This is a genomic window from Motilimonas thetidivivens, assembly GCF_046452435.1.
In the GTDB taxonomy this organism is placed as follows: Bacteria; Pseudomonadota; Gammaproteobacteria; order Enterobacterales; family CBDFNC01; genus Motilimonas.
Genome location: NZ_JBKFDK010000025.1, coordinates 1 through 12,158 on the forward strand (window position 1 = coordinate 1; position 12,158 = coordinate 12,158).

Genomic DNA, 12,158 nt, shown 5'->3' on the forward strand with positions numbered 1-12,158 from the left:
AAGTGTTGTAATACACTGTCTTATAAGGTTTTTCACGGTTTAAAAACCGCTCCTACGGCTAATGCTTGGGGGCAGCAAGTTGTCGGAGCCCAGTCTCTTCAGCGTAGATTTAAGCTAATATAGTGTTCCTTAACCTTTCCCCTTACCAAAGTGCTGTGCGACATGATGACTACAATTAAAACGCTCAGTTAAACTAAAAAAACATTCATTCGTATTTGTTATGGTCGTCATATTAATCACCTAGCTTGTTAGGCTTTACCAACTAAAGATTAAATCAGGCCATGGAGCGAAGTTATGTTAAGCAATTGGACAAGTAAATGGGGTGTGTTGGGGTTGTTTGGTGGCGTGATGCTGCTAAGCGCTTGTGATGACAACGACACGGTGTCATCAACCACACAGCAACAGAATGCCAGTAAACCAACTGAGCTGACCACCGCGGTGACAGTTGGCCCAAGGCCTTTGTTTTTAGTCGATGAAATGGCAGAAGGTGCGCTGAAAACCAAGCTAGCGCAATGCAAAACGGGGCCATTTTATCGCAGTGACTTTTCCATTGGTCATCGCGGTGCGGCAATGCAATTTCCGGAGCACACCAAGGAATCATACCAAGCGGCGATTGATACTGGCGCTGGGATAGTGGAGTGCGACGTTACCTTTACCAAAGATAAAGAACTGGTATGCCGTCATTCACAATGTGATTTAGCCACCACCACCAATATTTTGGCAGTGCCGGAATTGGCTAGCAAATGTTCATCGCCTTTCACCCCAGCCGATCCTGCCAATGGGATTGCCGCCAGCGCCACCTGTTGTACCAGTGATATCACCTTAGCTGAGTTTCTTAGCTTAGAAGGCAAAATGGACGGCAGTAACCCAAATGCAACTTCGGTGGCAGAGTTTATGGCAGGTACGCCATCATGGCGCACCGACTTATATTCGGGTAACGGCACTTTAATGACCCATGCGCAAAGTATTGCCATGTTTAAAGCGGCAGGGGTAAAAATGACTCCAGAGCTAAAAGCTGCCAGTGTCGATATGCCGTTCGATGGCTTTAGCCAGCAAGATTATGCTCAAAAGATGTTAGACGAGTATACCGCTGCGGGCGTTCCTGCTGCAGATGTTTACCCACAATCGTTTAATCTTGATGACGTAAAATATTGGATTGCCAACGCGCCGGAGTTTGCAAAGCAAGCCGTGTATTTGGATGATCGCTATGATCTAGCCGACTTTGACCCACAAAACGCCAATACATGGTCGCCCTCTATGGCGCAGCTGGCCGCCGATGGCGTTACCATCATTGCCCCGCCGTTATGGGTATTGCTCGCCTTAGACAGCAATAGCAACATAGTGCCATCTGAATATGCTAAAGCAGCAAAAGCCGCTAATTTAGACATCATAACGTGGACATTAGAGCGCTCAGGCTTACTGGCTAAAGCCAATGGCGGCTGGTATCACCAGTCTATTGCCAATGCCATTGATAACGAAGGCGACACCTTTGAAGTACTCGATGTACTGGCGCAGCAAGTAGGTGTGATTGGCGTTTTCTCTGACTGGCCGGCCACGGTTACTTATTACGCGAATTGTATGGGTAAATAACCTCACACGCGTGATTTAATGAGCCGCTAAGTGGCTGTCTAACACTTGCCCAACGATTGCCCAATGGTTACCGCAACATCAGGCAGTCGTTTGGCAAACAGCTACGAATAGTGGCCGACTAAAATGACTAAAGCCTGAGGGCCAATAACGGTAAGAGAGCATGAACCTTCTATTTCTCGCTCCGCAGAGCAATTGAAAAGTAGTTAAAACTAATTATTCAGCACTATACTAGTTGAGAATTTACAACATCTTACAACTCTGCTGATCTTGCGCTGTTCAATTGAATAAGGAAAGGGAAATGAAACGTACGCAACTGTTAATGATTACGGCTATGTTGTTTTTTACTTCGCTTTTTGCCTATGGTGCCAGCGCAAAAGCTGCAAATAATATAGGTTTTAAGAAGTATAACGTGGCAGCGAGTAAAGCAGGGCAAGTTTTTCCTGTGGCATTAATTTTCCCAACTCACACTCCAGATGAAGTGATTAATGTTGGCTCTTATAGTATGCGTTTAGCCAAAGATGCCGTTATCGCACCGGGTAAATATCCTTTAGTTGTGATATCTCATGGCTCAAAGGGGTCTAACTTAGCGCACCGTAGTATTGCTTTCGATCTCGTTAAAGCTGGATTTATGGTGGCGGCGCCGGTTCATCCAAGTGATAACTTTCAAAACTCTTCTGCGAGCAGTACGAAAAGTTGGCATGATAGACCCAATGAAATTAGCCAAACTCTTGATGTGATCTTGGCCGATAAGGCCATTGCAAAATACATAGACCAAGCAAGCATTGCGGTATTAGGTTACGCTGCCGGCGGATACACTGCTCTTGCCGCCGTGGGAGCCCATGGTGACACCGAACATCTCATTAAGTATTGTCGGCAAAGTAAATATAAATCATCCATTTGTCAGCCGCTAAGAGCAAAGAAGTTGCAGTCTAAATCACTTGAGTTCGACTCAGATGAACGGATTAAAGCCATTGTTTTGATGGCTCCGGTTGGGGTGTTGTTCCAAGCCGAGAATGCACTCGAAGACGTAAACGTGCCCACGCTATTGCTACAAGCAGAAAAAGATCAAGAACTACTGGAGCCATACCACTCTAAGGTGATCGTGAATAACTTTGCAAATAAGTCGTTATTAACTTATTGCGTTGTGCCTAATGCTGGTCATTATTCATTTATAACGCCTTTCCCAACTGAAATTAAAGACAAGGTTGGCATCATGGCTCGGGATCCAAAGGGCTTTAATCGTAGTAAATTTCATCAACAGTTAAGCGATGATATTCGTGATTATTTACAAGCTCAATTTTACCCCAGTCAGTATGAAGCTTTTTCAGCAACGTCTTGTCAGATAAATTAAGCGTTTTGTTGAAAAAAAACGCTAGCCACTGTTGAGCCTGATATGTTCCCTTAAGGGGGCAATATATCAGGCCTTCATCAGCCTGATTTACCAATTATATTTCAGCCATTGTTTTCTTGGAAATCGTTGAGTTAATGGCTCTTACTTTGGGACGATTCATAATATAATCATCAATATATAATTAATCATTGGAATGTAAAATGAGCGCTCAGAAGGAAACTGATGCTAAATCAACTTGGGGCTTTGACCTTGTTGCAGGTTTAACCGTTGCGGCAGTTGTTCTGCCTAAAGCACTGGCTTTTGCCACTGTTGCGGGCTTGCCTGTTTCGGTTGGTCTTTACACCGTATTTTTACCTATGCTGATTTACGCGGTGTTAGGTAGTTCAAAGGTGCTGAGTGTGAGCACCTCGTCTACGATAGGTATTTTAACTGGGGTGCAGTTGTTGCTTGTCGTCCCTGATGGAGATCCTCAGGCGCTATTGACGGCATCGGTCACCTTGACCGCTTTGGTCGGCTTGATTTTGATTTTAGCGTCAGTATTGCGGTTAGGTTTTGTCGCCAATTTTATTTCTACTCCCGTGCTAACAGGCTTTAAAGCTGGGGTAGGGATAGTGATAGTGCTGGATCAATTACCCAAATTATTAGGTTTTCATGTAGAGAGTGAGGGCTTTTTTCACACCGTTTTCAATATCGTGACGCAATTGCCGCAAACATCTTTCACCACTTTGGCGGTGGCATTGGTCACCCTTGCTTTGTTATTTGGCTTTGAGCGCTTTTTTCCACGGATCCCTGCGCCTTTAGTTGCTGTAGCTGCCTGTATTGCCGCTGTTTGGTACTTTAATTTGGGAGAGCAAGGGGTGGCGATTGTTGGTGAAATTCCGCAAGGCTTCCCGTCTTTAGTGATGCCTGAGCTTGCCTTGGTGCGTGATTTGTTGCCCGGTGCTATCGGGATAGCGTTAATGAGTTTCACTGAATCTACCGCAGCTGCCAGAGCTTTTCTTGGTCCGAATGATCCTCCGTTAAATGCCAATCGTGAATTGCTTGCGACGGGGGCTGCAAACCTTGGGAGCGCATTTATTGGTGCCATGCCGGGTGGCGGTGGTACCACTCAGACAGCGGTAATGCGCGCAAGTGGTGCTCGCTCACAAGTGGCTTCCGTCATGTGTGCGCTCGTGGCTCTTGCCACTATGATGTTTTTGGCGCCGGTGTTAGCAATGTTACCTTATGCCACGCTTGGCGCTGTGGTGATTGCATATTCGGTAGGCTTGATTAAGCCGAGTGAGTTTTTAGCTATTCGCTCAGTGCGCAAAATGGAGTTCTATTGGGCTGTCGTCGCTTGTTTGGGCGTGCTATTTTTTGGCACGCTAGAAGGGATTGTTGCTGCAATTGCAGTTTCCATGCTTGGTTTAGCCGCGCAAACCGCAAAACCTAAGGTGTCAGTGATTGTCCGCAAGTTAGGTGAGGACGTATTACGTCCGTTAGACACTAAGCATAATGACAATGAAGACATTCCCGGGCTACTGATAGTGCGCCCTGAGGGCCGTATTTATTTCGTCAATGTTCAATATGTCGCAGATGAGATTTCACGTTTAGTTAAATTACACCAACCTAAGGTGGTGGTATTAGATATGAGTAGGGTGTCGGATATTGAATACTCTGCGCTACAAATCTTAGTTGAAGGGGAGTCTAAAGTAAGCGAACCCGGTGCGGAGCTCTGGGTTGCGGATCTTAACCCTGAAGTATTAGAGGTGGTCAGACGCGTTGGATTAGCGGAACGCCTTGGACCTCGTCTACTTTATAACGCGCGTAGTGCAATTGCGCGTTATAAAGAACAACACTAAGTTAATTGCGCCCTCATAGAGGGGGCGCTGTTATGTTTACAAATGCCCCACTTTTACATAAATCAATGCACCATCCTCTTTGGTAAAAGGGGTATGTTGGCTCATGTGGGGGCTACGCAGCCATGTACCTTTAGGGTATTGGCCATGTTCATCATAAAACGTACCTTCTAAGACAAAGATTTCTTCCCCGCCCCAATGGTTGTGCGGTTGAAACTGAGTATGAGGAGCCCATTTTACTAACGCTACATGCTCGCCTTTAAAGTCATGCAGTGGCATGACAGTTAGCCCATCTACCAGACCTTGAAGCCAAGGACTACTTTGGGTATCTATTATTTTTTGTTCGGTGTCGTCTTGGTCAAATTGATGTAACTTGACCAAGATAGTCGCGCCTTCTTTACCTATCTTCGGCGTGTGAGCAGTGCCAATTGGATTACGCACATAGCTTCCCTTTGGATAGCGTTGATGTTCGTCGGCAAATACACCTTCTAGTACGAGAAATTCTTCCCCACCATGATGAGTGTGTGGCGAGAATGAACTGTTTGGTGCATAACGCACGATCGAGGTCGCTCGCGCAACTTCGCCCCCAATGCGATCAAGCATCATGCGCTCAACACCGGGCATCGGAGACTCAACCCATTTATAATCAGCGGGTTGGATCACCACACGTTGTTCGAAATTGGCATTGATTGAGGTAATCATGTTGGCCTCCCAATTAATCATTTCTTTCGATTCTACTCTCTGTTCTTTTGGCAATACCTGTGTCGCCAATAACCTTACTCACAGAAAGCAGATTCTTGCTAAATCAGCGTCATAATAGCATGGCATTTGCCAATATTTCGGCAGTGCTGGAATTGGTTAGCAAATGTTCATCGCCTTTTACCCCAGCACCTCTTGCCAATGGGTTTGCCGCTAGCGCCATCTGTAGGATACTCACTCCCATGCGCGGAGCTATTGGCTTAATCTTCGACTTCAAATATTGAATCTATGATGATGGGTAAGTTGCCTCTTACCGAGATGGCGCCAAACACTGCGCGGGCATGAACTCCTTTTGCACCAAACACGTCAGCCATAAGATCGGAGCAGCCATCTAGCACCTTAGGGGGCTGTTCAAAGTCGGCTGTTGCATTGACAAAGCCCTGTAACTTAACCACGCGAGCCACCTTGTACACTTGGCAAAGCTTGCCTTTGGGCACAACACTTAAACCGGCTACTGGTTCCTGGTAAAGCACAACTAACCCATCAGCTAAGTTCTTATTTTCAATGTGTTAGGTTGTCAAAATAGCATAGCCACTGCAAAATGGTATTGGCATTTCTGTAATTAATATTGTTGAGCCCTCAGATGAATTGCCTATGTACACAGTGTTTGTCATTACGTCATATGCTGCCTATCTTTTTCGGGAAACAAGGAGTGAGCCATGAGCGATACTATCGGGATGTCTGCAACGGAGTGGAGGCACATGTACTTTGTTGGAATAACCAAGCTACCGGTCAATCAAATTGATTTGACCCAGGCGCAGATGAGCGGTCTGCTTGCAATGGTTAACCTTAACGCCGTTATCTCAAGTGGCACTGCCGTTGAACCTCAATATTTGATTAATCAAAAGGGGACAACACCTTGGTTGGCTATGTATGCACTCGTTAACATAAATGATCCGACGGCTTTAAATCTGGTCGCCAATGGTCAGTCACGTATTCATGTACCATCAAAATTTATTCAGGGTGCGTTTGGTGAGCATATCAATTGGCCTGCAGCCATGCTGAAAAAGTATGATTTATCCTTAGGTGAGTATCGGGTGTTTGCCATCCCTTTTCTCGTTCATCAAGCTGTTGGCACAATAGGGCAGCTAGCTCAATCTATGAAGGCGCCTGATGGAAGTCTTGAGCTTTTTGGGGTGTATGAATGGCAGGACTCCCATCCCGAAGGGCTACTAAAAGACGTTGCTGAACTGGTTAGTTTTATCAAAGAGCAGCGCAGTGATGCCATGATTTAGGGTTTATTCGTAAAATAAAGCAACCAGCGGTTGCTAAAACGCAACGCTAGCATCATGGCTCTGAGTTTGCTAAGGCGAGTAAGATAACCCTTAAATAGGAGAGAGCGTATGAAACTTAAGGGTGAAATTGTCAGGTTGCGCAAGGCGAACGGACTAACTCAAGAGCAACTGGCCGAGCGGTTGGCGGTGTCAAGGCAAGCGGTTGCGAAGTGGGAGTCGGGTGAAGCCGTGCCAGAGCTGGAAAAGTTGGTTCGTTTGAGTGAGGTGTTTGCCACGCCGCTGGATGTGCTTATCCATGGCAGCGGCGACTGCACACCCGTGCCAGCTAAGTTGGATTATCAACAGCAGCAATTGATTGCGTTTTTGTGTCGCGCCAAGGTAAAAACGTATGCGGGCAAAGGGGCTGAGGTGGCATCTTGTCGTATCGGCTCCCATGATTTGCGCTACCAAGAAGGTGAGTTAAGTTATTTAGATAGTTATTTAGGCAATGAAAAGTTTGCTGGAGAAGAGGCTATCTGGTTGGGTGACACGCCGGTTTGGGCGATGAATTATGTGGGGCGAGTGCTATCGCCTCGTTTTTCCAGTGATTTTTTAAAGCAGGCGTTAACTGCGGTTGAGGACAGCATGCCGTATCGCGGGCCTCAGCTGTTTTCGCAAGGGGATTACACTTACCTTTGTCAGGTTGAGGGCTTTTTTAATTGGTTTAACGGCACTGAGCAGATATTTTTTCGACAAGAAAAGGTGTATGAGTGCGCGTTTCACGGTGGCGATATTATTTAGTGTTGTATATTGCTTGTTGCTGGCAAGTTGCATAATGAGTTACTTGCTTATCCCCGACTATGATTTGTTGTTGTGTCCTCTTTGTTCCGGTAGTTTTCCGTACGTATTGAGTTGATTCATTAAGCGCACTATAATCAGTTAATGATGACGGAATAGTTCCGTACGCGGGAGGTATTATGGCAACTGCGCGCTTAGATATTCGCCTTGATGAAGAGATCAAGGCAAAAGCAGAAAAAGCATCGGCGTTACTTGGTTTGAAAAGTTTAACCGAATATGTCGTTAGGTTAATGGACGAAGACGCTACGCACGTAATTAAAGAGCATGAAAGTATTGTCGTTAAGGACACTATTTTTGATGATTTTATGCGTGCGTGTGATAAAGCGAAAGCGCCAAATCAAGCTTTGCTTGAAGCGGCGAGATTTACTGATGAGAGTGGCATTAAGTGAGCTGGGGTAAAGAGTTCATTGAGCTAAGTAAATCAAAACATGATCGCAATTCGTTTGACTGTGGTGAACAAGAGTTAAATGTGTTTATCAAAACTCATGCGGCTAAACATATGCAAGCGGGGGTTAGCCGAACCATGGTGCTTCTTAGTGACCAGCCACTACTCAATCAAAAGTATGCAATTTGTGCATTTTACAGTGTATCGGCTAGTTCAATTAGCCGTGAAACCTTACCTGTGCAACTAGCAAAGAAGCTCCCGCATTATCCCATACCTGTTTTCTTAATTGCTCAACTTGCCGTGCACAAGGAGTATCACGGTTTGGGCTTGGGAAAGGTTAGCCTAATTCGGGCACTTAAGCACTTATGGGGGGTCAATCACCACATGAGAGCATATGCCATTGTGGTTGATTGCCTGACTGACTCGGCGCAAGCCTTTTACACGAAATTTGGCTTTGAAGTGTTATGTGAGCATAACGGTCGAGTTCGTATGTTTTTACCGATGAAGACGGTAGATCAGCTTTTTAATCAATAAAACAGCTGCTTTGTTGCAGTCGGGTATAACTTAGGGCCTGTTGACCTTTTGAGCTTGTTTTTGCAGCGATTTGTTGGGTATTTATACAAGGCAGTGGCTTTGTAGCATAGCCATCTATGCAAAAAGGCGCTAACGCAGTAGAAATGACCAACAAACGCTGCCCTACGGATTCGGCTAAAAGCGTTTTGTGCGTCGTTGAGCAGTATTTACTTAGAATGCTAAGCTACACACTGCTCGCCTTGCACAAAACGCTTTTATCTCGAACAAAAATTAACCGCGAAAGGTCAACAGGCCCTAATAGGTAAGTAGTTTGAATATTAGAAATATAGCGATATGCAAAATAAAAAAGGACGATCATATCTTTGTGCTAGAGGGATATGATGCCAAAAAGGATGAAACTTTCTATCGGCCAATAGGCGGTGGTATTGATTTTGGTGAATTGGCGAGAGATGCCGCTATTCGAGAATTCAAAGAGGAGCTAAACACCAATATAGTGGTCGCAAATGATTTTCAGGTTTTTGAAAATATCTTCGAGTTCAATGGTAAGCCTGGCCATGAGATCGTGTTCATTTTTGATGCGAAATTTGATGACCCTAAGTTCTATGAAATGCGTGAATTTATCGGTAATGAAGGTGGCAACACATTTAAAGCGCTTTGGGTTCATATCAGTGAGTTTACTAGTGGCAAAAAAATTCTTTACCCAGACGGTTTCGTTGCGTCCCTAGAAGCGAGTAACAAATCGCTGTAGTTGACTGGCCGCATCAAAAGGATACGATGCGGCTAGTTAGGTTAAACCAAACGCCAGTTCGGTTATTACTTCAAAATCGCGATGCCTTGCTCTATTCCCGCGTCGATGCCTTGTTCAATTTTCTCCGGTGAGAATAATGGCGCGCTGTGCTGCACTGGAATACCGATTGATTCATAGTCGTTGCCTTTACTATCTTGGTATTGCTCATTGGACAAAGAGAAAGACCAGCCGTTAGGCAAGGTTTTCGGCAAGCTGTCACTGAATGAGCCATTGGTGTTCTCGCCCACAAAGGTGACCTTATCTCTGGCCAACATAGCCAAGCCGAATACTTCGGCGGCGCTAGCGGTGTATTCACTGGTGAGTACCACAATAGGCCCTAAGTAGCGTTCGCCTTTGGCGGGTTGTACCTTAATGTCAAAGAATTCGGTGAAGCCGTCATCGGTTTTGATCCGTTTACGGCCAATCACGGTATCCGTGTCAATCAGGTGGGAAAATAATGCCATTGCCACCAGATCGTGACCACCACCATTGAGTCTTAAGTCAAGGATCAAGCCTTTGCTGCCGTTAATGACGGGGATTGCTTGGTTCATGATGTCATGGATCGCGGCGACATCAGCTAACACTTTTGCATCTTCGATATCTTCACTGCCAGTGATGCCAAACATGCTAGTGACATCTAAGTAAGCGATGTTGTCTTTGAGCATATTGAGTTTAAGCTTGCCATTGTGCAACGCTTGGGTCGAAAAGCTGGGCTCAACATAGCTGGCCTTAGTTTGTTGGTGTTTTTCCATCCATATTTCAAAAAAATCATCCACATCGTCGATTTCATCTTGCTCATAAAAGGCCGCGTAGATGTCTTGCTCTAATTCACCCCGTGGGTCGTAACTTATATCCTCACCTTCAGCATAGACAAAGCTACTATGGCCATCTTTTAGCTCGGCCAATATTTCGTCAATCAACATGAGCACTTCTGGTGGTGTGGCATCAGCGCTAATGCGGTTGCTGTAGCCTTGGTAATCATTTATCCAGTCAACGCGGTTGAAGTGGTTAAAAGCAAAGTGGGTTTGGTAGGTTTCCCAGAACAGGTTAAAAGTAACCAGGGGATTGAACACATCACTTTGGTGATCGAGCAGGTGCTCGCTTTGACAAGGCTCTGGCAACTGTTCAACTCGGTTAAACTTGATCGGCAGCATTTTGATGTCATTAAAGTCGACCGCAATTTCATTCGGGTGATTAAATACCGACGATTGCTTGACCACGTCATAACCAAATGCGCTGAGGGTGAGGCTTTTAATGCAGTATGAGGGTGTGACATCGTAAGCGGTATATTGTCCATTGTTGAAATCAAGATAAAAACCATGGGTTTGCGATTGCCAAATGCCATCTAACACCGCCTCCTTTACCTTGTCTTCTACTTTTTTAACTGTCTTTTTACTGTCGCTGCCGCCGCAGCCATAGAGGCCTAACGATAAGCCAATTAACGCGATAGTACCTGCTTGAGAAAATTTCATTGTTTGCTGCTCCTTGCTATTAACCTTGAGTTGACAGCATAGGAAGATTGGCCGCTAAAAACCGTTTGAAATCGTGGCACTTTTGTTAGGGATTGTAAGGAAATGTGTGGTTTGAGTGGACGGGATAAAGGCAGGGAGGGGCGTGAATCGCTGAATAAGCTTCATGCACCTTATTCAGCGGCTTGTTACTACTGTTATGACGGCTAAAAGGGCGAGCTAGCACCATAAGGTGCCAGCGAGTGGAAGGGCTATTGTTGTTTGTTAATGTATTCTTGCATTAGTCGTTCGCCATAGTCTTCACCGCTTAATTCAATCGCAGCTTGAATGGTCGGGTGATTTAGTGCTAACAGTGCCTTAAACCCTTCGGTTTGGGCGAATTGTTCTATTTCTTTTAATTCTTCAGCGGTAAAAATACGTAAAAATTCTTTGTCATCAATTTTTTGGGCTTGCATAAGTGAGTCGCGGATGTAATGAAACATACGCTGAGTTGACCCTTTTTCTGAGCTATTGGCTAGTTCATTTAGAGCTTCATAAGGTATATAGCGAGCATAAACTTTAGCAAAACCCAGCTCTAAATCTTCTGAATTTGCATTTTTTAATACATATTTAACTGTCTCTGCTAATTCTGGTTGCTCTATGGCCATAGCGTCTAGTTTTTGTTTAAGCCGTGATAAAGTGAGCTCTCCTAAACCTAGATTTCGAGCAAAGCGCAGTGCTGCTATGACACTTGGCGACAAAGCGTCATCCGTGATTTGTGTGGTGACTTGCTCTTTGGGAGTGGGGTGAGTCGTTTGCTCCGCTGTGACAGGGGTGTCGTTCGCGGCACAGGCCGACATCAATAGCGTCAGTAAAGCGATAGCGCCTAAACGGCAAGCGCGGTTTTGCAGTGGCATTTTGATCTATTCCATTATTATCAATTAGCAAGTTGTTTATTCTATCAAACTTGAATCAAGACTTATCAGTGGTTTATATATACAAATTAAAGTATTGAAATATATGGTTAAGATGTCGTTTTAATAAAATCTACATTGCTTTTTCCCTAATCTAGAACTGGATATTTTTTAACCTCTCGACTACGCCCTTTTTTCTCTCTGAGAAAAATTAACATAAGTTTTACAAACTGTTAAAAGCTGCTTTACTTGGATCAAGTGAGCCTTCGCGCTAGTGCCATTTTGGCCCCTATTGATTGGCGTTTATAAGCTCACAGCATTCGGTGCTGTGATGAGGTAAGCCTTGTATTGCACCGTTGGCGATGACAGAGGAGAGGTCATGTGAGCCAGCTATATCGATTCATTTTGCTGTTTTTGCAGCGAATCTGTTTAGGCATTTGTTGCGTCATTATCTTGCTTACGGGGCAGGTAAGCGCCAAA

12 protein-coding genes are annotated in these 12,158 nt (G+C 45.0%); 8 read left to right on the forward strand and 4 right to left on the reverse strand.

The genetic code is table 11. The features are described from left to right. Window positions 1–348 precede the first annotated feature (348 nt). From ACK8OT_RS16075 to ACK8OT_RS16085, 3 genes are all read left to right on the forward strand, one after another. Window positions 349–1,590, forward strand: coding sequence for a glycerophosphodiester phosphodiesterase family protein (locus ACK8OT_RS16075; RefSeq protein WP_410197588.1), 1,242 nt, complete (start codon window positions 349–351; stop codon window positions 1,588–1,590). Between the two features lie 298 nt (window positions 1,591–1,888). Then, the gene (locus ACK8OT_RS16080) at window positions 1,889–2,941 is read left to right on the forward strand and encodes an alpha/beta hydrolase family protein (protein WP_410197523.1); all 1,053 of its coding nucleotides are present in this window, start codon (window positions 1,889–1,891) and stop codon (window positions 2,939–2,941) included. Window positions 2,942–3,141: 200 nt separating this feature from the next. Next, the gene (locus ACK8OT_RS16085; protein WP_410197524.1) at window positions 3,142–4,782 is read left to right on the forward strand and encodes a SulP family inorganic anion transporter; all 1,641 of its coding nucleotides are present in this window, start codon (window positions 3,142–3,144) and stop codon (window positions 4,780–4,782) included. A 36-nt stretch (window positions 4,783–4,818) separates the two neighbouring features. Here ACK8OT_RS16085 and ACK8OT_RS16090 read toward each other — a convergent pair whose 3' ends face one another. Both ACK8OT_RS16090 and ACK8OT_RS16095 read right to left on the reverse strand, forming a co-directional pair. Continuing rightward, window positions 4,819–5,481, reverse strand: a complete 663-nt coding sequence (locus ACK8OT_RS16090) for a cupin domain-containing protein (RefSeq protein ID WP_410197525.1) — start codon at window positions 5,479–5,481, stop codon at window positions 4,819–4,821. A 257-nt stretch (window positions 5,482–5,738) separates the two neighbouring features. Next, window positions 5,739–6,011, reverse strand: a complete 273-nt coding sequence (locus tag ACK8OT_RS16095) for a RidA family protein (RefSeq protein ID WP_410197526.1) — start codon at window positions 6,009–6,011, stop codon at window positions 5,739–5,741. A 186-nt stretch (window positions 6,012–6,197) separates the two neighbouring features. Between ACK8OT_RS16095 and ACK8OT_RS16100 the strand changes: the two genes are divergently transcribed. The 5 genes from ACK8OT_RS16100 (at window position 6,198) to ACK8OT_RS16120 (ending at window position 9,277) form a co-directional block, all read left to right on the forward strand. Continuing rightward, on the forward strand, window positions 6,198–6,773 hold the full coding sequence (locus ACK8OT_RS16100) for a hypothetical protein (RefSeq protein ID WP_410197527.1): 576 nt from the start codon (window positions 6,198–6,200) through the stop codon (window positions 6,771–6,773). Window positions 6,774–6,881: 108 nt separating this feature from the next. Continuing rightward, on the forward strand, window positions 6,882–7,553 hold the full coding sequence (locus ACK8OT_RS16105) for a DUF5680 domain-containing protein (RefSeq protein WP_410197528.1): 672 nt from the start codon (window positions 6,882–6,884) through the stop codon (window positions 7,551–7,553). 176 nt (window positions 7,554–7,729) lie between these two features. Continuing rightward, window positions 7,730–7,999, forward strand: coding sequence for a type II toxin-antitoxin system TacA family antitoxin (locus ACK8OT_RS16110; RefSeq protein ID WP_410197529.1), 270 nt, complete (start codon window positions 7,730–7,732; stop codon window positions 7,997–7,999). Continuing rightward, window positions 7,996–8,529 carry a GNAT family N-acetyltransferase gene (locus tag ACK8OT_RS16115; protein WP_410197530.1) on the forward strand — a complete coding sequence of 178 codons (534 nt, stop codon included), beginning with the start codon at window positions 7,996–7,998 and terminating at the stop codon, window positions 8,527–8,529. The genes ACK8OT_RS16110 and ACK8OT_RS16115 overlap by 4 nt, the downstream gene beginning before the upstream one ends. A 310-nt stretch (window positions 8,530–8,839) precedes the next feature. Then, a complete protein-coding gene (locus tag ACK8OT_RS16120) occupies window positions 8,840–9,277 on the forward strand; it encodes an NUDIX hydrolase (protein WP_410197531.1) in 438 nt (145 codons plus the stop codon). Between the two features lie 65 nt (window positions 9,278–9,342). Here the strand turns inward: ACK8OT_RS16120 and ACK8OT_RS16125 are convergent, their stop codons facing one another. Further along, the gene (locus tag ACK8OT_RS16125) at window positions 9,343–10,788 is read right to left on the reverse strand and encodes a S41 family peptidase (protein ID WP_410197532.1); all 1,446 of its coding nucleotides are present in this window, start codon (window positions 10,786–10,788) and stop codon (window positions 9,343–9,345) included. A 248-nt stretch (window positions 10,789–11,036) separates the two neighbouring features. Beyond that, window positions 11,037–11,681 (reverse strand): hypothetical protein, encoded by a 645-nt coding sequence (locus ACK8OT_RS16130; protein ID WP_410197533.1) that lies wholly within the window; start codon window positions 11,679–11,681, stop codon window positions 11,037–11,039. Window positions 11,682–12,158: the final 477 nt, after the last annotated feature.